Below are 21,765 nucleotides of genomic sequence, written 5' to 3' on the forward strand. Positions count from 1 at the left end.
TGATCGGCTGATCGAGAGCCCAACAATAAGAGTGCAGCGCAATGAATCTGAGCAAGGTCGACCTCAACCTTTTCATCGTCTTCGACGCGATCTACACCGAAGCCAACCTGACCCGCGCCGGGCAGATTGTCGGCATCACTCAACCGGCAGTCTCGAACGCCCTGGCCCGTCTGCGCGAGACCTTCAATGATCCATTGTTCGTGCGTACCGCTCAGGGCATGGTCCCGACGCCCATGGCGCAGAACATTATCGGGCCGGTGCGCAACGCCCTCTCCCTGCTGCGGGTGTCGGTGCAGGAAAGCCGTATTTTCAACCCGTTGCAGGCGGTCAAGACCTACCGCATCAGCATGACTGACCTCACTGAAGCGGTGATCCTGCCGCCGCTGTTCCAGCGCCTGCGTCGCCTGGCGCCGACGGTGATTATCGAAAGCTTCCTGTCCAAGCGCCGCGAGACTACCAAGGAGCTGGCGGCCGGGCGTCTTGATTTCGCCGTCGATGCCCCCCTCAACACTGACCCGCAAGTGCGCCACGTCAAGTTGATGGAAGACCGTTACGTGTGCGCCATGCGCAAGGGCCATCCCCTGGCGGGCAAAGAAAAGTTCACCCTCGACGATTACCTGTCGCTGACCCATATCCATATCTCCAGCCGCCGCAGCGGTCTGGGCCATGTCGACCTGGCCTTGGGCAAAATGGGCATCCAGCGCAAGATCGCCCTTCGATCCCAGCATTACTTGATGGCATCTCAGGTGTTGCAGCAGACCGACATGGTGATGACCGTGCCGGAACGCTTTGCCCGTCGCCATGATTTGTACTCGGTGAACTTGCCGGTCAACGATGTGCCGCCGGTAGAAACCCACCTCTATTGGCACGAAAGCACCGACCAGGACCCGGCCAACCGCTGGATGCGCGAGCAGATGATCGAGTTGTGCCAGCAGGTGACGGCACATGAGAAGAAGCTCGATAAGGTGTAAGGCTTTGGACCGAGGCGCCCCCATCGCGAGCTGGCTCACTCCCACATTCGACCGCATTCTTTCTGGAAGAACCGGGTTAAATGTGGGAGTGAGCCTGCTCGCGATGGGGCCGGCACTGACAGCAAAAATCCACGCCCCTTGACGTAAACGTCAACCTGCCATTAGCTTAGCGCCATGACCTTTTTCGAGCGCTTCCATGAGCAGCCAGACCTATAGCATTTCCGACCTCGCACGCGAGCTCGACATCACCACCCGGGCCATTCGCTTTTATGAAGAGCAAGGCCTGCTCAGTCCCGAGCGACGCGGTCAGGAACGCATCTACTCGCCCCGTGACAAGGTCAGTCTGAAACTGATCCTGCGGGGCAAACGCATTGGTTTCTCCCTGGCCGAATGCCGCGAGTTGATCGAACTCTACGACCCCTCCGGTGGCAATCAGAAACAGCTGCAAACCATGCTGACCAAAATCGCCGAACGCCGCGAACAGCTGGAGCAGCAGATGCTCGACATCGAACAGATGAAGCTGGAGCTGGACACCGCGCAAGAGCGTTGCACCCAAGCGCTGGAACAGACCATCAAGAGCCAGCAGCTCGTGTAGGAGCTGAGTTTGGTCCGGGCGGCGTTCCGACGAAAGCGTCAGGTCAGTCGACATCGATGTTGAAGGACACACCGCTTTCGCGAGCAAGCTCAGCTCCTACAGGGTTCTGTGAACATTCATACAATTTCAACAGGTCCATTGCCATGTCCCTCCCCACTCACGTACGCCTGGTCGAAGTCGGTCCACGCGACGGTCTGCAAAACGAAGCCCAACCCATCAGCGTTGCGGACAAGGTGCAACTGGTCGACGCGCTGACCGCCGCCGGGCTCGGCTATATAGAAGTCGGCAGTTTCGTGTCGCCCAAATGGGTACCGCAAATGGCCGGTTCCGCCGACGTCTTCGCGCAAATCCAGCGCAAACCGGGCGTGACGTATGGCGCACTCGCCCCCAACCTGCGCGGTTTTGAAGATGCCATTGCAGCCGGGGTCAAGGAAGTCGCGGTCTTCGCTGCCGCGTCGGAATCGTTTTCCCAGCGCAACATCAATTGCTCGATCAGCGAAAGCCTGGAGCGCTTCGTGCCGATCATGGACGCCGCCAGGCAACACGGTGTCAGCGTGCGCGGTTACGTGTCCTGTGTGCTGGGCTGCCCTTACGAAGGTAACGTCGCGCCCGAGCAAGTCGCTCGGGTCGCCCGCGAGCTCTACGCGATGGGCTGCTATGAAGTTTCCCTCGGCGACACCATCGGCACCGGCACCGCTGGCGCGACCCGCAAGATGATCGACGTGGTGTCGGCCGATGTACCCCGTGAAAAACTGGCCGGGCACTTCCACGACACCTATGGCCAGGCCATGGCCAACATCTACGCCAGCCTGCTGGAAGGCATCTCGGTGTTCGACAGCTCCATCGCCGGCCTCGGCGGCTGCCCATACGCCAAGGGCGCCAGCGGTAACGTCGCCACCGAAGACGTGGTTTACCTGCTCAACGGCCTGGGTATCGAAACCGGTATCGACCTGGACGCCTTGATTCTGGCCGGTCAGCAGATTTGCGCAGTGCTGGGGCGACCGACCGGTTCGCGAGTGGCCAAGGCTCGTAGCGCACAGTGAGTGCGCGGATGTGTCCGGGTGTTACCGCTGCGTCTGAAACGTGGGGCGCAAGCGAGTAACACGGGAACAAATTGTCGGGTTTTGACGGAACGAAAAATCCGACAAAATTATAAACCATTGATTTAAAAGGTTTTTTAAAAGTTGGCACGGCTTCTGCTATCTCTATGGCATAACAAGAACAAAAAAAGCGGCAAACCTAATAAAAATAAGACGTAACGACTCTGACATAACAAAAACAACACGGCAGAGACGCAGCTAACAGATTTTTTTGGAGAGGATGTGCTTTTCAGGGTGCTTTTCGGAGTAACCCGCAACCGGGCAGAGAACAATAAAACTACCTTCAGGTAGCTCCCGAACTGGTTGGATCGCTTAGCGAAAAAGTAGATCAGCGCTCAAAAAAATACGTTTGCTCTTGATCCCGGATGGGGATCGACAAAAACAGCGGTAAAGGGTCACGGTTTCCAAAAACAACAACAGACCGCCCCTCAATAATAAAAAAAGAGCACGCGCAACGACAAAATTAAAGGGGAGCTTCGGCTCCCCTTTGTGCTTTCCGGCATTTAATAAAACTTGTACCTGTAGGAGCATGGCTTGCCCGCGAAGGCGATTTATCATTCAACATTGATGTCGACTGAGTGGACGCTTTCGCGGGCAAGCCTTGCTCCTACGGTATCGCTTTGAGCTCCTCGATACTGATCTCACGCATCCGAAACTTCTGGATCTTCCCGGTCACGGTCATCGGAAACTCATCGACGAATTTAAAGTAACGCGGTGTCTTGAAGTGCGCGATGCGCTCCTTGCACCACGTTTGCAGCTCCTGCTCGGTAGCACTGTGGCCCGGATGGAATTTGATCCAGGCGACAATCTCTTCGCCATACCGCGAGCACGGAATCCCGATCACTTGCACATCCGCCACCGCCGGATGGGTAAAGAAGAACTCTTCCAGCTCCCGCGGGTAAATATTCTCACCGCCGCGGATGATCATGTCCTTGTTACGTCCGGCAATGCATACATAGCCTTCGTCGTTCATGCTCGCCAGATCACCGGTGTGCATCCAGCCGGCCTGGTCGATGGCTTCCGCGGTGCCTTGCGGGTTGTTCCAGTAGCCGAGCATCACGCTGTAGCCGCGGGTGCACAGCTCACCGATAGTGCCGCGCGGCACCAGGTTGCCCGCCTCGTCGATGATCTTGCTTTCCAGTTGTGGCTGGGTGCGACCGACGGTGGTGACGCGCAATTCCAGTTCGTCTGACGGACCGGTCTGCAAAGACACCGGACTTGTTTCCGTCATGCCGTAGGCAATCTGCACTTCGCTCATGTGCATTTCACTGATGACCCGACGCATCACTTCGATCGGACAGGTCGCCCCGGCCATGATCCCGGTACGCAGGCTCGACAGATCGAATTCAGCACGTTTGGGCTGATCGAGCATGGCAATGAACATGGTCGGTACGCCGTAAAGCGCGGTGGCCTTTTCTTCGGCGACGGCGGTCAGGGTCAGCAGTGGATCGAATGCATCGTTGGGGTAAATCATGGTGCTGCCGTGGGTCATGCAGCCGAGGTTGCCCATGACCATGCCGAAGCAGTGATACAGCGGCACCGGGATGACCAGACGATCACTCGCGGTCAGGCCAAGGCTTTCGCCGACCATGTAACCGTTGTTGAGAATGTTGTAGTGGCTGAGGGTCGCGCCCTTGGGGAAACCGGTGGTGCCGGAGGTGTACTGGATGTTTACCGCCTGGTCGAAATGCAGGCTGTGTTGACGTTCACTCAACTGCTCCGCCGACACGTTCCCCGCGAGATCGGTCAATTGCGACCACGGCAGGAAACCCGATGGCGGCTGAGCATCAAGGCTGATGACACCGCGCAGCTCCGGCAGTCGTTCGCTTTGTAACTTTCCGATGGATTGCTCGGCCAGCTCGGGAACGAGGCCTTGCAGCATCCCGTGATAGTCGGAGGTCTTGAAGGCACCGGCGCAGACCAGCCACTGGCAACCGGATTGCTTCAACACGTATTCGAGTTCGGAGCTGCGGTAGGCCGGGTTGATGTTGACCAGAATCACGCCGATTTTCGCGCTGGCGAACTGACTGATACACCATTGGGCGCAGTTCGGTGCCCAGATACCCAGACGATCACCGGTCTGCAAGCCCAGCGCCAACAGCGCTTTGGCATGCAGATCCACGGCTTCGGCCAGTTGTTGCCAGGTGTAGCGCAACTGTTGATGGCGCACGACCAGCGCCTCCCCGGTCGGGTACTGCGCGACGGTGTTATCGAACGCCTGGCCGATGGTCATCGCCAGCAAGGCTTTGTCCTGGGAACCACGGGTGTAACTGCGCTGCGGGCTTGCACTGGGTTGATCCATGACGACCCCTATTGTCTTTATTGTAGGAACTAGCGGTGCGGCGATCCGACTTGCCTGCGATGGGAGCACCGCGGTGTAACTATACGACCGCGCTATCGTTCATCGCGAGCAAGCTTTGCTCCTACAGAGTCGCTCAAGTTGACGTTAACGTAAAGGGTGATTGACAGCCATTCGTCACAGGCTTACGTTAACGTAAAGGTGAGAACCAAATCACGGCCCTCCCTACCCTACAAAAAAGCCAAAAGGTGACCCATGAGCTACCCATCCCTGAACTTTGCCCTCGGTGAAACCATCGACATGCTGCGCGATCAGGTTCAGTCCTTCGTCGCCAAAGAGATCGCACCACGCGCCGCTCAGATTGACATCGACAACCTGTTCCCCGCCGACCTGTGGCGTAAATTCGGCGACATGGGCCTGCTGGGTGTGACCGTCCCGGAAGAATACGGCGGCGCTGGCCTGGGTTACCTGGCGCACGTGGTGATCATGGAAGAAATCAGCCGCGGTTCGGCCTCGGTTGCCCTGTCCTACGGCGCGCACTCCAACCTCTGCGTCAACCAGATCAACCGCAACGGCACTCACGAACAGAAAACCAAATACCTGCCGAAGCTGATCAGTGGCGAACACATCGGCGCCCTGGCCATGAGCGAACCGAATGCCGGTTCCGACGTGGTGTCGATGAAACTGCGCGCCGACAAACGCGGCGATCACTACGTCCTCAATGGCAGCAAGACCTGGATCACCAACGGCCCGGATGCCAACACCTACGTGATCTACGCCAAGACCGACCTGGAAAAAGGCCCCCACGGCATCACCGCGTTCATCGTAGAACGTGATTCCAAAGGCTTCAGCCGCAGCAACAAATTCGACAAGCTCGGCATGCGCGGTTCCAACACCTGCGAGCTGTTCTTCGACGACGTCGAAGTACCGGAAGAAAACATCCTCGGCGTGCTCAATGGCGGCGTGAAGGTGCTGATGAGCGGCCTCGATTACGAACGCGTTGTCCTGTCCGGCGGCCCGACCGGGATCATGCAGGCCTGCATGGACTTGATCGTGCCGTACATCCACGACCGCAAGCAGTTCGGCCAAAGCATCGGCGAATTCCAGCTGATCCAGGGCAAGGTCGCCGACATGTACACCCAACTCAACGCCAGCCGCGCCTACCTCTATGCGGTAGCGCAAGCGTGCGAACGCGGCGAAACCGCCCGCAAGGACGCCGCCGGAGTCATCCTCTACAGCGCCGAATGCGCGACCCGAATGGCCCTCGACGCGATCCAGATTCTCGGTGGCAATGGCTACATCAACGAATTCCCGGCCGGTCGTCTGCTGCGTGACGCCAAGCTGTACGAAATCGGTGCCGGCACCAGTGAGATTCGTCGCATGCTGATCGGTCGCGAACTGTTCAACGAAACCCGCTAAACGGAGCTGTCCATGGCTATCCTGCATACCCAGCTCAACCCCCGTTCGGCGGAGTTCGCGGCCAACAGCGCGGCGATGCTCAAACAGGTCGACGACCTGCACACCCTGCTCGCCAAAGTGCAGCAAGGTGGCGGCCCGAAGGCGCAAGAGCGCCACACCTCGCGGGGCAAACTGCTGCCCCGTGAACGGATCAATCGCCTGCTCGATCCGGGTTCGCCGTTTCTCGAGATCAGCCAATTGGCGGCCTACGAGGTGTATGGCGAAGACGTTCCGGCCGCTGGCGTGATCGCCGGGATCGGCCGTGTGGAAGGCGTCGAATGCATGATCGTCGCCAACGACGCCACCGTAAAAGGTGGCTCGTATTACCCGCTGACCGTGAAAAAACACCTGCGCGCCCAAACCATCGCCCAGCAGAATCGCTTGCCGTGCATCTATCTGGTGGACTCTGGCGGCGCCAACCTGCCACGTCAGGATGAAGTGTTCCCGGACCGTGAGCACTTCGGACGGATCTTCTTCAACCAGGCCAACATGAGCGCCATGGGCATCCCGCAAATCGCGGTGGTCATGGGTTCCTGCACCGCCGGTGGCGCGTACGTGCCGGCCATGGCCGACGAAGCGATCATGGTGCGTGAACAAGCGACGATTTTCCTCGCCGGCCCGCCGCTGGTAAAAGCCGCGACCGGTGAAGTGGTCAGCGCCGAAGACCTCGGCGGGGCCGATGTGCACTGCAAGATTTCCGGGGTAGCCGACCACTACGCCGAGAGCGACGAACACGCCCTGGCCATTGCTCGGCGCAGCATCGCCAACCTCAACTGGCGCAAGCTTGGCGAAGTGCAACAGCGCACGCCGATCGCCCCGCTTTACGCCAGCGACGAGTTGTACGGCGTGGTGTCGGCGGATGCCAAGCAACCGTTCGACGTGCGTGAAGTGATTGCGCGGTTGGTGGACGGTTCGGTGTTCGACGAATTCAAAGCACTGTTCGGGACGACCCTGGTGTGCGGCTTTGCCCACTTGCACGGTTACCCGATCGCGGTCCTCGCCAACAACGGCATTCTGTTCGCCGAAGCCGCGCAGAAAGGCGCGCACTTCATCGAGCTGGCCTGTCAGCGCGGCATTCCGTTGCTGTTCCTGCAAAACATCACCGGTTTCATGGTCGGCCAGAAGTACGAGGCCGGCGGTATCGCCAAACACGGCGCGAAACTGGTGACCGCCGTGGCGTGTGCCAAGGTGCCGAAATTCACCGTGATCATCGGCGGCAGTTTCGGTGCTGGTAACTATGGCATGTGCGGCCGGGCTTACGATCCACGTTTCCTGTGGATGTGGCCGAACGCACGCATCGGCGTGATGGGCGCCGAGCAGGCGGCGGGTGTTTTGGTGCAGGTGAAACGCGAACAGGCCGAACGAAGTGGCCACGGTTTCAGCGCCGAGCAGGAAGCCGAGATCAAGCAACCAATCCTCGACCAATATGAAGAACAGGGTCATCCCTACTACTCCAGCGCCCGGTTGTGGGACGACGGCGTCATCGACCCGGCGCAAACCCGCGATGTATTGGCCCTGGCCTTGTCGGCGTCGCTGAATGCGCCAATCGAACCGAGCCGCTTCGGCGTGTTCCGGATGTGATCCCGTAGGAGCATGGCTTGCCCGCGAACAGGCATGACGCGGTGCAACAGGTACACCGCGGCGCTTCCTTCGCGGGCAAGCCTCGCTCCTACAGAAAAAAGTTGTGGAGACGGATATACATGAGCGACTTCAACACCCTCGAACTGCTGACCGACCCGCGTGGTTTTGCGACCCTGTGGCTCAGCCGTGAAGAAAAGAACAACGCCTTCAACGCCGAAATGATCCGCGAACTGATCCTCGCCCTGGACAAAGTGTCGAGCGACACCAGTCTGCGTTTCCTGTTAGTGCGTGGACGCGGCAAGCATTTCAGTGCCGGCGCGGATCTGGCCTGGATGCAGCAATCGGCCGAACTCGATTACCACACCAACCTCGACGACGCCCGGGAACTGGCGGAGTTGATGTACAACCTCGCCAAGCTGAAAGTCCCGACGCTGGCGGTGGTGCAAGGCGCTGCATTCGGTGGTGCGCTGGGCCTGATCAGTTGCTGCGACATGGCGATTGGCGCCGATGATGCGCAGTTCTGCCTGTCGGAAGTGCGCATCGGCCTGGCCCCGGCGGTGATCAGTCCGTTCGTGGTGCAAGCCATCGGCGAACGCGCGGCACGTCGCTACGCGCTGACCGCCGAGCGTTTCGGCGGACAACGAGCGCGGGAAATCGGCTTGTTGTCGGAGAGTTATCCGATCGCTGAGCTGGAGCAAAAAGTCGAACAGTGGATCGACAACCTGCTGCTCAACAGCCCGGCCGCCATGCGCTCCAGCAAGGACTTGCTGCGCGAAGTCGGCCACGGCGCGCTGACCCCGGCACTACGCCGCTACACCGAAAACGCCATCGCCCGCATCCGCGTCAGCCCTGAAGGTCAGGAAGGCCTGCGGGCCTTTCTGCAAAAACGTCCGCCGAGCTGGCAAGCCGAAACCACCACCAAGGAGCCGCGTTGATGAGCGCACCTGTTCTCACCACCCTGCTGGTGGCCAACCGCGGCGAAATCGCTTGCCGGGTGATGCGCACCGCCAAAGCCCTGGGCCTGACCACCGTGGCCGTGCACAGCGCCACTGACCGTGAAGCCCGACACAGCCGCGAAGCGGATATCCGCGTCGACCTCGGTGGCAGCAAAGCCGCTGACAGTTATCTGCAAATCGACAAACTGATCGCCGCGGCCAAGGCCAGCGGCGCTCAAGCGATTCATCCCGGTTATGGTTTTCTTTCCGAGAACGCCGGGTTCGCCCGCGCCATCGAAGAAGCAGGCCTGATTTTCCTCGGCCCGCCCGCCTCGGCCATCGACGCGATGGGCAGCAAATCCGCGGCCAAAGCCTTGATGGAAACCGCCGGCGTGCCGCTGGTGCCTGGCTATCACGGCGAAGCTCAGGACCTCGACACCTTCCGCGACGCCTGCGAACGCATCGGTTATCCGGTGCTGCTCAAAGCCACTGCGGGCGGTGGCGGCAAAGGCATGAAAGTGGTCGAGGACGTCAGCCAGTTGGCCGAAGCCCTGGCCTCGGCCCAACGGGAAGCGAAATCCTCGTTCGGTGATTCGCGGATGCTGGTGGAGAAGTACCTGCTCAAACCGCGTCACGTGGAAATCCAGGTTTTCGCCGACCAGCATGGCAACTGCCTGTACCTCAACGAACGTGACTGCTCGATCCAGCGTCGGCACCAAAAAGTCGTTGAAGAAGCACCCGCTCCAGGCTTGAGCCCGGAACTGCGTCGCGCCATGGGTGAGGCCGCCGTGCGATCGGCACAGGCCATCGGTTATGTCGGCGCCGGCACCGTGGAATTCCTGCTGGATTCGCGGGGTGAGTTCTTCTTTATGGAGATGAACACACGCCTACAAGTCGAACACCCGGTCACCGAAGCCATCACCGGCCTCGATCTGGTGGCCTGGCAGATTCGTGTGGCCCGCGGCGAAGCGCTGCCGATGACCCAAGCCGAGGTTCCGCTGATCGGCCATGCCATCGAAGTGCGGTTGTATGCCGAAGACCCGGGCCATGATTTCCTACCAGCTACCGGTCGACTGGAGCTGTATCGCGAATCCGCGCAAGGTCCGGGACGGCGGGTGGACAGTGGCGTCGAAGAAGGCGATGAGATCTCGCCGTTCTACGACCCGATGCTCGGCAAACTGATTGCCTGGGGCGAGGATCGTGAACAGGCGCGACTGCGGCTGCTGAGTATGCTCGATGAGTTTGCCATTGGCGGGCTCAAGACCAACATCAACTTCCTGCGCCGGATTGTCGGCCATCCGGCGTTTGCTGCGGCCGAACTGGATACCGGCTTCATTCCGCGTTATCAGGAAGAACTGCTGCCCGTCGCCTCGGACCTCAGTGACGAATTCTGGCAAGCCGCCGCCCAGGCATTTGCCCAAAGCCAGCCGAGCTCTCCACGAGCCGATGACCCGGTTTCGCCTTGGGCCAACAGCAATGGTTTCCGTGCTGGACTGCCGACAGAAATCACCCTGCATTTGAGTTGTGAAGGCCAGGATCGCGCGCTGACATTGGGCGACGCTGATGCCCACACCGCTCAACTCAAAGGCGAGCAACTGCTGACCGAGCACAACGGCCTGCGCCGCCAGCATCGGGCAATCCGCCGGGGCGACGTTCTGTATCTGCAATGGGAAGGTGAATTGCGCCGCATCGAGTCCTACGACCCGATCAGCGCCGTCGAGGCCAGTCACAGCCATCACGGCGGGCTGACCGCCCCCATGAATGGCAGCATCGTGCGGGTATTGGTGGAAGCCGGGCAAACGGTCGAAGCCGGGGCGCAGCTGGTGGTGCTGGAGGCGATGAAGATGGAGCACAGCATTCGTGCACCGCACGCCGGGGTGATCAAGGCGCTGTATTGCCAGGAAGGCGAGATGGTCAGCGAAGGCAGTGCGTTGGTCGAGTTTGAAGAAGCATGAAATGAAGATCGGTCCTACGTCTTGCGAGGACCGATCCGATTAGAACCTGGCTGTCGCCTGAACCACCACGCCGATAATTCGGCACTCTTCGGTGTAAAGGGCTTTCGGATAGGTCGGATTGAGCGGGACCAGGTAACGCTGCCCGCCCTCTTCGATCAGCTTGCGAAAGGTCGCCTCGGCGCTGTCCGGCCACTGGGCGATCACCAGTTTTCCGGGTTCCGGCACGATGGCCGGGTCCACCAGGATCATCATGCCCTCGGCAATGCTGATACCCGTGGGCGCGGTCATCGCATCGCCCACCACACTCAGCCAGAAGGCCGGGCCCTGGGCGTGGTAGTCGGTCAGCTCGAAGCGTTCCTCCTTGCGATACACCGTCAGCTCACCATCGCGCAGCTGCGCCGGCGCCTTCCAGTCACTGACCGGGTAGCGGAAGTACGGGTTGTACTTCAGCGCCAGAGGCATCTCCTCCTCATCCAGGATGAGTGGTTCGCGGATCACCAGCACCACTTCGAGAAAGTCCATGCCCAGCGCCTTCAACACACGGTTCATGTTGACGACGCCAGGGTCGCGGCGTTTGTTCAGCCAGTGGCCGACGCCGCCCTGGGACATCCCGAGGCGATCTGCGAGTTCATCTTGAGTGACTTTGAGTTCACTCATCTTGGCCTTGACCAATTCAATCCATTTATCCATGTGCGGCACGATACGTGGGCGCCTCCGGCCATCAAAACACAAATTGTAGTATTTAATCTCTCGTCATAAATACAGTACGTACTAGGATGGGTTCACGGATCTGAATCTATCACGGAGTTTGCCATCGCCATGTCCATCCCCTGCAACGACCTGCCTGACATGCAAATCGACACTTCGCTCACCTCGCCCAAAGGCTCTGCCGCCGCACAACGAGCGCTGGACTATTACTTGAAACCAGCTGTTTCAGAGAAAGTGGTCGAAGAACGTTTCTTTGACGTAAACCGCAACATCAGCTGCGAAGAGGCGCTGGTTCATGCCACGGATTTGCTACGGTGTGCCGCCGCCATCGCGTACGAGTCAGCCAGCAATTTGCAGGGCGCAAGTCGGGACCTGGCGATTTCGACGGTGCACATGATCGACTTGGCCAGGGCAATGGTGGATCGATCCCTGGAGGGCGATCAGAACGGGTGAGACACGGGTACTGACGAGGAGGACGGGAAAGAACTTTCCAATCGCGCAGATAAAAACATTTGACTTGCAAACGAGAATGATTATTATTGCATGCAACTGGTCGCGAGATCAGTCGATTGTCCAAGTGACCTTAGGTCGGTCTCCTGGACTATCTCCTCATCAGGCTAATCACGGTTTTTGACCCGGCTTTTTGCCGGGTCTTTTTTTTGCCAGTTAATCTGGCTTTACCTTCAGGCTAATGAAGTCTTTAGGTGCTGCAAATTCGAATGGCGCGGATGATATCAAAAGAATATCCGTTGGCAAGAGAAGCCCGGCATCATTGGCCCAAACTAATAAAAAATAGCGCTTGAGAATCAATCGCACAGTCTCTAAGCTTCGTCGGCGTCAAGGAGGACGCCCCCCGCTTCAACCCAGAATTTCCCCCGGTTTTTCCCTTCCCAGCGTGTAAAGTAACAGCCATAAAATCATATTCAGGAATCGACTATGGCCGTGGCTAAATCCTCTTTCGACATCAGTGCCAACTTCGACAGTGGCAACATTGAAGTGCTGGACATCAGCAATCCGTTGCAAGCCCTGCTGGCCATCAAGCCAGACACCCGCAGCCAGCACTTTCAGTGGTTCCACTTCAAAGCCAGCGGTCTGCACGTCGGTCAGGAACACTGGTTTCGTCTGAACAATGCCAGCAAGTCCTCCTACAACAAAGCCTGGGATGGTTATCAGGCCGTGGCGTCCTACGACCACGTCAACTGGTTCCGGGTGCCGACCATTTTCGAAGGTGACTGCCTGCGCTTCAGCCTTGAAGCCACCGCCACCCACGCCTGGTTTGCTTACTTCGAACCCTACAGTCGTGGCCGTCACGACTGGCTGATCGAGCAAGCGCTGACCAAGGCTGGCACCGAACTGCTGGCCACCGGCAAAAGCGTCGAAGGTCGAGACATCCAACTGCTGCGTAAAGGCACGGGCGCCGAAGGTCAGCGCAAGGTCTGGATCATCGCCCAGCAACACCCCGGCGAACACATGGCCGAATGGTTCATGGAAGGCGTGATCGAACGCCTGGAAAAACACGACGATCCGGTATTGAACAAACTGCTGACCAGCGCCGATCTGTATTTGGTGCCAAACATGAACCCGGACGGCGCTTTCCACGGTCACCTGCGCACCAACGCCATGGGCCAGGACCTGAACCGCGCCTGGCAGAGCGCCAGCCAGGAAATCAGCCCGGAAGTCTTCTTCGTACAACAACAGATGGAAAAGTACGGCGTGGACCTGTTCCTCGACATCCATGGCGATGAAGAAATCCCCTACGTGTTCACCGCCGGCTGCGAAGGCAACCCGGGTTACACGCCACGGATCGAAAAACTCGAAGAACACTTCCGCAGTCATTTGAAGCACCTGACCAAGGACTTCCAGACCAAGCACGGCTACACCCGTGACGAACCGGGCAAAGCCAACATGACCCTGGCGTGCAACAGCGTCGGTCAGAAATTCGACTGCCTGTCGCTGACCCTCGAAATGCCCTTCAAGGACAACAACGATGCGCCGAATGCGCTGACCGGCTGGTCTGGCAAACGCTCGAAGCAGTTGGGTAAGGATGTGCTGACGACCGTGGCTGACATGGTCGATACCTTGCGCTGATCGCGCTCGATGGCTGCATGTCCGGCATGCAGCCATGCCTCACTCGGCAGCGATCCGCACGCAATCCTCAGGTCCCAGCAAGCGCCCATCCTCGGCACGTAATTCCAGCGTCTGCACCGGTCGGCTGTTCTCTCGGTCAATAACCCGCGAGTGCGCCTCCCCAGCCTCATAGAAAAACGCCTCGCCCCATTGGCGCAATCCGATGATCAACGGGAACAGGCCTTTGCCCTTTTCGGTCAGCACATATTCCTGATACGCACTGCCGTCCGACGCCGGCACCAGGTCAAAAATACCGTGGGCCACCAGGGTGCGCAGCCGCGCAGACAAAATATTCTTGGCCATGCCCAAATTGCGCTGAAACTCCCCGAACCGGCGTATGCCGTCAAATGCATCGCGCACGATCAGCAACGACCACCCATCACCAATGGCATTCAGGGAACGGGCAACCGGGCATTCGGCGTTTTCCTTGCTTGTACGTTTAGCCATGAGCGCGCTCACATCCATCAAATGTAGTTGCAATATAAAACCAGCTTCCATACCGTACAACTGGTTTCACTTTGAAACCACATAAGGAAGCCCGTCATGAAACCTGAACATCCATTGAGCGGCACCGTGGTGTTGCTGTTTGCCATCGCCTGCGGCCTGGCCGTCGGCAATGTTTACTACGCACAACCGCTGCTCGATGCCATGGCCGAGGCTTTCGCCATGGACCCCGCAACCATCGGCATCGTCGTCACGCTGACACAAGTCGGTTACGGCGCAGGCTTGGTGTTGCTGGTGCCGCTGGGTGACCTGCTCAATCGCCGGCGCCTGATCGTTACGCAAACTGTGCTGTCGGCGCTGGCCTTGCTCACGATCGCACTGGCGCCTGACAACATCTGGCTGCTGATCGGCATGACATTGACCGGGTTACTGGCTGTCGTGACACAAGTGTTGGTGGCCTACGCCGCGACATTGGCCATCCCGGAACAGCGAGGGCGTGTGGTCGGTGTGGTCACCAGCGGCATCGTCGTCGGTATTCTGCTCGCCCGGACAGTGGCCGGCGGCATGGCTGACCTCGCCGGTTGGCGTTCGATTTATCTGTTGTCAGCAGGTTTGACGTTGGTGATGGCGTTGCTGCTGTTTCGTGTGTTGCCCAAACATGAAGCTGCGCAACCCGCCAGTTCCTACGGCGCCTTGCTGGGCTCGGTATTCACGCTGTTCAAGGAAGAACCGGTGCTGCGCCAGCGGGCGGTGCTCGCGCTACTGACCTTCGCCAGCGCCATGGTGTTGTGGACGCCCATGGTGCTGCCACTGAGCGCCCCGCCGCTGTCGTTATCCCACACACAAATCGGATTATTCGGACTGGCAGGTGCCGCCGGTGCATTGGCCGCCGCTCGCGCCGGGCATCTGGCTGATCGTGGCCTGGGACAATGGACCAGCGGTTTGTCACTCTTGTTGATGCTGGTTTCCTGGCTGCCGATCGCCTTCACCCAGTCCTCATTGTGGGCATTGCTGCTTGGCGTGATTACCCTGGATCTGGGTTTGCAGGCCGTGCACGTCACCAGCCAGAGCATGATCTACAGCGTGCGCCCCGAAGCCCAAAGCCGACTCACCGCCGGCTACATGCTGTTCTATTCAATTGGCAGCGCCTTGGGGTCGATCGGTTCGACGGCGATGTACGCGTGGGCCGGGTGGCTCGGCGTATGCCTGCTGGGCGCAGGCATCAATGCTGTGGCGTTGATCTATTGGTGGCGAACGCTGGCCACGAAAGCACACAAAACCTGTGGCGAGGGGATTTATCGGAATGCCGCACCACCCCGTTCGGCTGCGAAGCAGTCGTAATTTCATTCACTGCGGTTTATCTGACAAACCGCATTTTGGGGCCGCTTCGCAGCCCAACGGGGTGGTGCGGCATTCCGATAAATCCCCTCGCCACAATAGATTTCGGTAGATCAGATCAGCCGCGATCCTTGCCCCGCAACATGCTGTCCAGCACGTCATCGCGGCGCACCCAGCCGTGAAACAGCGCCGCCGCCAAATGCAGCAGCACCGTCAGGAACAGCAAGTACGCCAGATACCCGTGAGCCTTGCGCAGGAACGCAAAGACTTGCGCATTCGCCGGTACGATCGACGGCAACTGCAACGAGTTGCTGAGCATCACCGGATCCCCCGCCGCCGAAATCATCGCCCACCCCAGCAGCGGCAGAATCAGCATCAACGCGTACAGCAAAATATGCGAAGCCTTGGCCGCCAGCGCTTGCCAACCCGGCAGATCCACTGGCAGCGGTGGCTGTTGCGTGGAAAAGCGCACGGCCAGGCGCACGACCACCAACAGCAGAATCGCGACGCCCAAAGGTTTGTGCAGATGAATCAGCCACTCATGACGCTCGGACACCGAAGCGGCCATGCCCGCGCCGATAAACAGCATGGCAATGATCATCAGCGCCATCAGCCAGTGCAGCAATCGCGCTAAAGGCGCGAAGTGGTTCGGTTGAGCGCTCATTGACGAGACTCCTGTTTATTAGCAGAGGGCAATTGGCTGACTTCGCTGGTACGACGCAAGTAGGAAGTGGCGTACCCCGCTGAACGAGCGGCGAGCAATGGGTCGTCGGAACCTTCTATGCCGGCGGGCAGTACCAGCGGGTCGTAGTTGATGTCACGGCATTCGCCATTGAGTTGCGGCTGGGTGCTTTCGAGTACGAGGGTGCCGGCGTTCAACACTTTGCGACCCTCGGGCCAAGCCTTGCTGGCGTCGTTGACCGGATCGCCAGGGTTGGCCAGCGTGATGTTCAACTGCCAACGCAGCGGCCCTGCGGAAATACGTTGAACCAGGTCTTTCTCCAGGAATTCACCACCCTCAGGCGCCGTAGCACCCATGGCATCCTGAGCGACGGGCACCATGCTCCAGCGCACCGCTTGACGTTGCCCGGCCGCGTTCACCAGGTAAAACGCATTGACGCTGTTGTAGGTTTCCGTCACGTAACTGGCCGACGGCTTGGCGGTTTTGATCCAGGCCAGGAACGGTGCAGCTTCCGGATGCGAACCGAAGAACGCTGGCACCGCAGCCGGGTTCGGCTTGCCGGTGGCCGGGTCCGGCGACTGGGCCTGCTGCAATTGATAGAACGCTTCGGGCGTCCCCACCGGGAACACCGGCATGCTGTTCATCCCGGTGCGCCACTGCTGGCCGTTGGCCTGGGTGAAGCGCAACGCCAGGCTGCGGATCGGCACGCTGTTGTCTGGCGCATAAGGATTACCGGCCGGCAAGGCGAAACGCCCGACCACCGGGGTCCGCGCAACATTGAACACCTGAGCGCTGGAATAGCTGCGCGCCTCGCCACTGCTTTCGAAATGCCCGATCACGCACACGCCCTTGGAGTGGTTACGCCGGAAACCCGGGTGCACACCGTTGTTGGTCTCCAGCACATTGATCAGTTTTTTCGGGGTCAGGCGCTGTGGGTCAAAGGTGCCGCTGACGTAGGCAAAAGCCCCGGCCAGGGCGGCAACCACCACAGCGATACCGGCCAGACGTAATGTCAGGCTCGCGGCACTCAAGGGTGGCCGGGTTGGCGGTGATGAGCGATCTACCATGAAAGACTCCGGGGCCATCGGCCACAAGTGAGAAGGATCAAGCAGACGACCCCCGTGGCGGTTTATTCCATCGCACGGTATTTATTTTTTCGGGCGTGGAATAACCTCCAATGCCGGGCGTCTTCCTAGTCCAAAGCGTAGTGACTAGCCAGAACTTCATGAACGATATCGACGAACAACTGCGAGAAATCATTCCCAGATTGCGCCGGTTTGCCGTGTCGTTGACGCGCAATCCCAGCAGCGCCGACGACCTGGTGCAGTCTTGCCTGGAGCGCGCGCTGTCGAGTTGGGGCGATAAACGTCCTGAGGGCGACTTGCGCGCCTGGTTGTTTTCGATTCTGTATCGACAGTTTCTCGATGCTCACCGACGCTCCCGGCGTTATGCGCGGATGCTCGAATTCTTTACCGGCGGTGACGATTCACAGCCGTCGGTGGAGCGCACCGTGATCGCCCAATCAACCCTGAAAGCCTTCGATCAACTCACCACCGAACAACGCGCCCTGCTGCTCTGGGTCTCGGTCGAAGGCTTGAGTTATAAAGAGGTCGCCGAGATTCTCGACGTCCCCACCGGCACCGTGATGTCCCGCCTGTCCCGTGCCCGCCAGGCCTTGCGCCAGTTGAGCGACGGCGAAATTACCCGCCCTTCTCTGCGGAGACTCAAATGATCAGCCTGCCCCCAAGCGAGCGTGACCTGCACGCCTATGTCGACCAGCAACTCAGCGATGCCGACCGACGTATGGTGGACACTTTTCTGGCCAGCAACGCTGAAGTGGCTGCCCAAGTGCGTGCCTGGCAGCAAGACGCCCAGCAATTGCGCGCGGCTTTGAGCGGCGCCCTGCAGCAACCGGCCAACCCGAACCTCGACCCGGCGCTGATTCGCCAACGCCTCAAACGACAATCTCGCCGTCACCTGGCCAGCGCCGCCGTGTTGCTGATCGCGGTCAGCGTCGGCGGATTCAGCGGTTGGCAAGCCCGGGAGATGATGTTCATCAGGGCCACGCCGCCGATGACCGATGCCCTGCAGGCCTATCGCCTGATTGCCCAGCAAGGCATTTTGCCGGCCGACTACAAAGTCAGCGATGACGGTGACATGCAGGGTTGGCTCGACCGCTATTTCACTCAGGCCAATCGCTTGCCTGACCTCTCGGGCGCCGGTTTCAAACCGGTCAGCGGACGCTTGCTGAGCACCGAGCAAGGGCCGGCGGCGATGGTGGTTTACGAGGATCAGGGCGGACACAAGATCAGTTTCTACGTCCGCCCACCGGGTCCGAAAAACTACCTGTTGCCGAGGGGCAGTCGCAGTGATGGCGAGTTGCAGGCCGAGTACTGGTCGGGAGGCGGGTATAACTACGCGATGGTCAGCCCGAGCGATACGCCGGCGGCGCAGATGCTCAAGCAAACCGTCCAGTTCTGAACACACCGCCAATCCCCTGTGGGAGCGAGCCTGCTCGCGATGGCGGTGTATCTGTCGACATCAATGGTGAAAGTGCTGGCCCTATCGCGAGCAGGCTCGCTCCCACAAGGGAGTTGTGGCGGTTTCAGCCCTGCCCGAACACTTGCGAAGGCCTACGCAGCAACGGGTCGAACGGATTGATCCGCGGTCCGATCAGCGCCGCTTCGCGCTTGAGCATTTCCACCACCGTCGGCAAACGATCCGGCCCCAGCCGATCGCTCACGGTGGCCACACTCAGCGCTGCGACCGCTCGCCCTTCACGATCCAGAATCGGCACCGCCACCCCGGCCATGCCCTGCAACACGCCGGTGTTGCGTCCGGCATAACCGAGCTTGCGCACGTTCTCGACTTCCGAGCGCAGGAACACCTCGTCGTACAGGTGGAAATCCTTGAGCCTCGGCAAGTTGTAGTGAATCACCGTGTCGCGCTCTTCTTCCGGCAGGAACGCCAGAATCGCCAGGCTGCCCTGCCCCACGCCCAACGCCACCCGCCCGCCGATGTCACCGGTAAAGGTGCGGATCGGAAACGGCCCTTCACTGCGATCGAGGCAGATCGCATCAAAACCACTGCGCGCCAGCAAGAACAACGAATCCCCCAACGACGCCGACAGCCGCAGCAACGCCGGACGTACCAGTTCGCGCAGGTTTCCGGTGTTCCCGGCGCGGGCCGCCAGCGCAAAGAATTCAAGACTCAAGCGATAGCGTTTGCTGCGCGCATCCTGCTCGACCATGCCCTCATCCATCAGGCTGCGCAGCAATCGGTGCGTGGTCGGTTGCGACAAACCGATGCGCTGGGCCAATTGCGTCACCCGCTCCCCGCCCTCGACGGTGTCACCCAGACTGCGCAGCACGGCAAACAGTCTGGAGACCGCGCCAACACCGACATCACTTTTGCTTTCATTCCGCTCAATGGAATCTGTCATGGGTTTTCTCGAGTATTAATTTACTCACTGAATGAAACTGAAAATAGTCATCGCTTCAGTGAAATAGGCCATTGAGCCCATCCTATTCTTCGTCCTACTCTGCGTCCAGACAGGGGCGATTCGAACAACAGCGGCAGCCGACAGAAGTCGAGCGCCAACGCACCCAGCAAGACCTTTTCGTATCTGCCCATACAAAAAAGCGCGCCTTCGGGCGACGCATAACAATCTCAGGTGGAGCGCAGTTATGGCTTTTGTGCAACTTGAAGGACTCGGCAAACGTTACGGCGAGATCGACGCCGTCGTTGCCACCAACCTCTCGGTCGAGAAAGGCGAGTTCGTCTCGCTGCTCGGCCCCTCCGGATGCGGCAAAACCACCACCCTGCAAATGATCGCCGGCTTCGTCGAAGTCAGCAGCGGACGCATTGTGCTGGACGGTCGCGACATCACCCACGCCAAACCCGCCAGCCGTGGTCTGGGCGTGGTGTTCCAGAGTTACGCGCTGTTCCCGCACATGACCGTGAAAGACAACGTCGCCTTCGGCCTGCGCATGCGCAAAGTGGCCAACGGCGAGTTGCAGCAGCGGGTGGACCGGGTGCTGAAACTGGTGCGCCTCAACCAGCACGCCGAACGTTATCCGCGAGAACTCTCCGGCGGCCAGCGTCAGCGTGTTGCATTGGCTCGGGCCCTGGTGATCGAGCCGCCAGTGCTGCTGCTCGATGAGCCGCTGTCCAACCTCGACGCCAACCTGCGCGAAGAGATGCAATTCGAGATCCGCCGCATCCAGCGCGAAGTCGGGATCACCACGCTGATGGTCACCCATGACCAGTCCGAAGCGCTGTCCATCAGCGACCGGGTGGTGGTGATGCAGGCCGGGCGCATCACCCAGATCGACGCGCCGTACACACTTTACGAACACCCGCGCACCGAGTTCATTTCCGGTTTCGTCGGCAAGGCCAATCTGCTGCCGGGCGAGCGTGATGGCGCGGGTGTGGTCCAGGTTCGCAGTGGCGGCGAACTGATCCTGAGCCTGCGTCCGGAAAAAATCGATCTGCGGGACAAGGGTCAGGGCCGTCTGCAAGGCAACATCGTCAGCCGCTTCTTTCTTGGCAGCCAATGGCTGTACGGCGTCTCGACAACTTTGGGCGAACTCAGCGTGGTGCGCCGCAACGACGGTTCGGCACCGCTCACCGAAGGCACGGCGGTCGGGCTCGATTGGGACGCAACGTTGCTGCGGGTACTGAGTGTCGACGAGGTGCCGGCATGAGTACGCTTGTCGCCATTCGCCAGGGACGCCAGGGTTACTGGCTGTCGGCACCGGCCCTGGCCTTGTACCTTAGCCTGCTGGTTATCCCGTTGCTGCTGACCCTGGTGCTGTCGTTCAACGTCTTCGACTACAGCTCGGGGATCAACGGCGATGCCTACACCGTCGACCACTACAGCAGCCTGCTGGGCGACCCGTACTTCTACGAAATCTTTTTGCGCACGATGTGGATTAGCGCCCTGACCACCCTGCTCTGCGTGGTGATCGGCGTGCCCGAGGCCTACATCCTCAGCCGCATGGGCACGCCGTGGCGCTCGATTTTCCTGATTCTGATCCTCACCCCGTTGCTGATTTCGGTGGTGGTGCGCGCCTTCGGCTGGAGCCTGTTGCTGGGTGCCGACGGCCTGGTCAACCAGACCCTGCAAGCCTTCGGCGGCTCGCCGATGAAGCTGCTCTACACGCCGTTCGCGGTGGTGATTGCGCTGGTCCACGTGATGCTGCCTTTCATGATCATTCCGGTCTGGACCTCGCTGCAAAAACTCGACCCCGCCGCCGAGCAGGCCGCGATGTCTCTCGGTGCCAGCCACTTCACCGTGATGCGCCAAGTGGTGCTGCCGCAGATCATGCCGGGCGTGCTCTCCGGCACCTTGATCGTGTTCGGCCTCGCCGCTAGCTCCTTCGCGATCCCCGGCCTGCTCGGCGGACGCCGGATAAAAATGGTCGCCACGCTGATCTACGACCAGTACCTGTCGGAGCTCAACTGGCCGATGGGCGCGGCCATCGCCGTGGCCCTGCTGTTGCTCAACCTGCTGATCATGCTGTCGTGGAACCGGATGATCGAAGGCCGCTACAAGAAGTCATTGGGATAA

General features: G+C 59.8%; 20 protein-coding genes. 14 read left to right on the forward strand and 6 right to left on the reverse strand.

The window, feature by feature from the left end; genetic code table 11:
* Positions 1-41: 41 nt before the first annotated feature.
* The 3 genes from PMI27_RS17120 to PMI27_RS17110 all read left to right on the forward strand — a co-directional run bounded on the left by PMI27_RS17120 (position 42) and on the right by PMI27_RS17110 (position 2,609).
* Positions 42-971, forward strand: coding sequence for a LysR family transcriptional regulator (locus tag PMI27_RS17120; protein ID WP_008148497.1), 930 nt, complete (start codon positions 42-44; stop codon positions 969-971).
* Positions 972-1,167: 196 nt separating this feature from the next.
* Positions 1,168-1,566 (forward strand): MerR family transcriptional regulator, encoded by a 399-nt coding sequence (locus tag PMI27_RS17115; RefSeq protein ID WP_008148495.1) that lies wholly within the window; start codon positions 1,168-1,170, stop codon positions 1,564-1,566.
* 143 nt (positions 1,567-1,709) lie between these two features.
* Positions 1,710-2,609, forward strand: coding sequence for a hydroxymethylglutaryl-CoA lyase (locus tag PMI27_RS17110; RefSeq protein WP_008148490.1), 900 nt, complete (start codon positions 1,710-1,712; stop codon positions 2,607-2,609).
* A gap of 664 nt (positions 2,610-3,273) precedes the next feature.
* Here the strand turns inward: PMI27_RS17110 and PMI27_RS17105 are convergent.
* On the reverse strand, positions 3,274-4,968 hold the full coding sequence (locus PMI27_RS17105) for an AMP-binding protein (RefSeq protein WP_008148487.1): 1,695 nt from the start codon (positions 4,966-4,968) through the stop codon (positions 3,274-3,276).
* 252 nt (positions 4,969-5,220) lie between these two features.
* Between PMI27_RS17105 and PMI27_RS17100 the strand changes: the two genes are divergently transcribed.
* The 4 genes from PMI27_RS17100 to PMI27_RS17085 all read left to right on the forward strand — a co-directional run bounded on the left by PMI27_RS17100 (position 5,221) and on the right by PMI27_RS17085 (position 10,894).
* A complete protein-coding gene (locus PMI27_RS17100) occupies positions 5,221-6,384 on the forward strand; it encodes an isovaleryl-CoA dehydrogenase (RefSeq protein WP_008148486.1) in 1,164 nt (387 codons plus the stop codon).
* A 12-nt stretch (positions 6,385-6,396) separates the two neighbouring features.
* Complete coding sequence (locus PMI27_RS17095; RefSeq protein WP_008148483.1) at positions 6,397-8,004, forward strand: carboxyl transferase domain-containing protein; 1,608 nt, start codon at positions 6,397-6,399, stop codon at positions 8,002-8,004.
* 119 nt (positions 8,005-8,123) lie between these two features.
* Entirely contained in the window at positions 8,124-8,939 is an 816-nt protein-coding gene (locus PMI27_RS17090) for a gamma-carboxygeranoyl-CoA hydratase (RefSeq protein WP_008148481.1), read from the forward strand.
* On the forward strand, positions 8,939-10,894 hold the full coding sequence (locus PMI27_RS17085) for an acetyl/propionyl/methylcrotonyl-CoA carboxylase subunit alpha (RefSeq protein WP_008148478.1): 1,956 nt from the start codon (positions 8,939-8,941) through the stop codon (positions 10,892-10,894). The genes PMI27_RS17090 and PMI27_RS17085 overlap by 1 nt, the downstream gene beginning before the upstream one ends.
* A 39-nt stretch (positions 10,895-10,933) precedes the next feature.
* On the opposite strand, the gene PMI27_RS17080 is transcribed toward PMI27_RS17085, so the two are convergent.
* Positions 10,934-11,584 (reverse strand): LexA family protein, encoded by a 651-nt coding sequence (locus tag PMI27_RS17080; protein WP_008148476.1) that lies wholly within the window; start codon positions 11,582-11,584, stop codon positions 10,934-10,936.
* A 129-nt stretch (positions 11,585-11,713) separates the two neighbouring features.
* On the opposite strand from PMI27_RS17080, the gene PMI27_RS17075 reads away from it, so the two are divergent.
* Together PMI27_RS17075 and PMI27_RS17070 are read left to right on the forward strand one after the other, a co-directional pair.
* The gene (locus PMI27_RS17075) at positions 11,714-12,055 is read left to right on the forward strand and encodes a DUF6124 family protein (RefSeq protein ID WP_008148474.1); all 342 of its coding nucleotides are present in this window, start codon (positions 11,714-11,716) and stop codon (positions 12,053-12,055) included.
* Between the two features lie 483 nt (positions 12,056-12,538).
* Positions 12,539-13,690, forward strand: a complete 1,152-nt coding sequence (locus PMI27_RS17070; protein WP_008148472.1) for a M14 family metallopeptidase — start codon at positions 12,539-12,541, stop codon at positions 13,688-13,690.
* 39 nt (positions 13,691-13,729) lie between these two features.
* Here the strand turns inward: PMI27_RS17070 and PMI27_RS17065 are convergent, their stop codons facing one another.
* Positions 13,730-14,176, reverse strand: a complete 447-nt coding sequence (locus PMI27_RS17065) for a winged helix-turn-helix transcriptional regulator (protein ID WP_008148470.1) — start codon at positions 14,174-14,176, stop codon at positions 13,730-13,732.
* Positions 14,177-14,272: 96 nt separating this feature from the next.
* Here PMI27_RS17065 and PMI27_RS17060 point away from each other — a divergent pair, with 96 nt between their 5' ends.
* Positions 14,273-15,514, forward strand: coding sequence for an MFS transporter (locus tag PMI27_RS17060; protein ID WP_008148468.1), 1,242 nt, complete (start codon positions 14,273-14,275; stop codon positions 15,512-15,514).
* A gap of 115 nt (positions 15,515-15,629) precedes the next feature.
* Here the strand turns inward: PMI27_RS17060 and PMI27_RS17055 are convergent, their stop codons facing one another.
* Positions 15,630-16,175 carry a cytochrome b gene (locus PMI27_RS17055; protein WP_008148466.1) on the reverse strand — a complete coding sequence of 182 codons (546 nt, stop codon included), beginning with the start codon at positions 16,173-16,175 and terminating at the stop codon, positions 15,630-15,632.
* Positions 16,172-17,260: a catalase family peroxidase gene (locus PMI27_RS17050; RefSeq protein WP_008148464.1), complete on the reverse strand. Its 1,089-nt coding sequence runs from the start codon at positions 17,258-17,260 to the stop codon at positions 16,172-16,174. Before PMI27_RS17050 ends, PMI27_RS17055 begins: the two co-directional genes overlap by 4 nt.
* Before the next feature lie 158 nt (positions 17,261-17,418).
* On the opposite strand from PMI27_RS17050, the gene PMI27_RS17045 reads away from it, so the two are divergent.
* Positions 17,419-17,925 carry an RNA polymerase sigma factor gene (locus tag PMI27_RS17045; RefSeq protein WP_033053192.1) on the forward strand — a complete coding sequence of 169 codons (507 nt, stop codon included), beginning with the start codon at positions 17,419-17,421 and terminating at the stop codon, positions 17,923-17,925.
* Positions 17,922-18,674 (forward strand): anti-sigma factor family protein, encoded by a 753-nt coding sequence (locus tag PMI27_RS17040; RefSeq protein WP_008148460.1) that lies wholly within the window; start codon positions 17,922-17,924, stop codon positions 18,672-18,674. The genes PMI27_RS17045 and PMI27_RS17040 overlap by 4 nt, the downstream gene beginning before the upstream one ends.
* Before the next feature lie 124 nt (positions 18,675-18,798).
* Here PMI27_RS17040 and PMI27_RS17035 read toward each other — a convergent pair whose 3' ends face one another.
* Entirely contained in the window at positions 18,799-19,635 is an 837-nt protein-coding gene (locus tag PMI27_RS17035; protein ID WP_008148459.1) for an IclR family transcriptional regulator, read from the reverse strand.
* Positions 19,636-19,879: 244 nt separating this feature from the next.
* On the opposite strand from PMI27_RS17035, the gene PMI27_RS17030 reads away from it, so the two are divergent.
* Positions 19,880-20,899: an ABC transporter ATP-binding protein gene (locus PMI27_RS17030; protein WP_008148456.1), complete on the forward strand. Its 1,020-nt coding sequence runs from the start codon at positions 19,880-19,882 to the stop codon at positions 20,897-20,899.
* Positions 20,896-21,765 carry an ABC transporter permease gene (locus tag PMI27_RS17025; RefSeq protein WP_008148454.1) on the forward strand — a complete coding sequence of 290 codons (870 nt, stop codon included), beginning with the start codon at positions 20,896-20,898 and terminating at the stop codon, positions 21,763-21,765. Before PMI27_RS17030 ends, PMI27_RS17025 begins: the two co-directional genes overlap by 4 nt.

Source organism: Pseudomonas sp. GM41(2012) (assembly GCF_000282315.2).
In the GTDB taxonomy this organism is placed as follows: domain Bacteria; phylum Pseudomonadota; class Gammaproteobacteria; order Pseudomonadales; family Pseudomonadaceae; genus Aquipseudomonas.

Excerpts from the sequence above, each read along its gene's own strand:
- PMI27_RS17065 (WP_008148470.1), bottom strand. The coding sequence starts at position 14,176 with ATGGCTAAACGTACAAGCAAGGAAAACGCCGAATGCCCGGTTGCCCGT.
- PMI27_RS17090 (WP_008148481.1), top strand. The coding sequence starts at position 8,124 with ATGAGCGACTTCAACACCCTCGAACTGCTGACCGACCCGCGTGGTTTT.
- PMI27_RS17050 (WP_008148464.1), bottom strand. The coding sequence starts at position 17,260 with ATGGTAGATCGCTCATCACCGCCAACCCGGCCACCCTTGAGTGCCGCG.
- PMI27_RS17060 (WP_008148468.1), top strand. The coding sequence starts at position 14,273 with ATGAAACCTGAACATCCATTGAGCGGCACCGTGGTGTTGCTGTTTGCC.
- PMI27_RS17080 (WP_008148476.1), bottom strand. The coding sequence starts at position 11,584 with ATGGATAAATGGATTGAATTGGTCAAGGCCAAGATGAGTGAACTCAAA.
- PMI27_RS17105 (WP_008148487.1), bottom strand. The coding sequence starts at position 4,968 with ATGGATCAACCCAGTGCAAGCCCGCAGCGCAGTTACACCCGTGGTTCC.
- PMI27_RS17070 (WP_008148472.1), top strand. The coding sequence starts at position 12,539 with ATGGCCGTGGCTAAATCCTCTTTCGACATCAGTGCCAACTTCGACAGT.
- PMI27_RS17025 (WP_008148454.1), top strand. The coding sequence starts at position 20,896 with ATGAGTACGCTTGTCGCCATTCGCCAGGGACGCCAGGGTTACTGGCTG.
- PMI27_RS17120 (WP_008148497.1), top strand. The coding sequence starts at position 42 with ATGAATCTGAGCAAGGTCGACCTCAACCTTTTCATCGTCTTCGACGCG.
- PMI27_RS17045 (WP_033053192.1), top strand. The coding sequence starts at position 17,419 with ATGAACGATATCGACGAACAACTGCGAGAAATCATTCCCAGATTGCGC.
- PMI27_RS17100 (WP_008148486.1), top strand. The coding sequence starts at position 5,221 with ATGAGCTACCCATCCCTGAACTTTGCCCTCGGTGAAACCATCGACATG.
- PMI27_RS17115 (WP_008148495.1), top strand. The coding sequence starts at position 1,168 with ATGAGCAGCCAGACCTATAGCATTTCCGACCTCGCACGCGAGCTCGAC.
- PMI27_RS17110 (WP_008148490.1), top strand. The coding sequence starts at position 1,710 with ATGTCCCTCCCCACTCACGTACGCCTGGTCGAAGTCGGTCCACGCGAC.
- PMI27_RS17085 (WP_008148478.1), top strand. The coding sequence starts at position 8,939 with ATGAGCGCACCTGTTCTCACCACCCTGCTGGTGGCCAACCGCGGCGAA.
- PMI27_RS17035 (WP_008148459.1), bottom strand. The coding sequence starts at position 19,635 with ATGACAGATTCCATTGAGCGGAATGAAAGCAAAAGTGATGTCGGTGTT.
- PMI27_RS17030 (WP_008148456.1), top strand. The coding sequence starts at position 19,880 with ATGGCTTTTGTGCAACTTGAAGGACTCGGCAAACGTTACGGCGAGATC.
- PMI27_RS17095 (WP_008148483.1), top strand. The coding sequence starts at position 6,397 with ATGGCTATCCTGCATACCCAGCTCAACCCCCGTTCGGCGGAGTTCGCG.
- PMI27_RS17075 (WP_008148474.1), top strand. The coding sequence starts at position 11,714 with ATGTCCATCCCCTGCAACGACCTGCCTGACATGCAAATCGACACTTCG.
- PMI27_RS17055 (WP_008148466.1), bottom strand. The coding sequence starts at position 16,175 with ATGAGCGCTCAACCGAACCACTTCGCGCCTTTAGCGCGATTGCTGCAC.
- PMI27_RS17040 (WP_008148460.1), top strand. The coding sequence starts at position 17,922 with ATGATCAGCCTGCCCCCAAGCGAGCGTGACCTGCACGCCTATGTCGAC.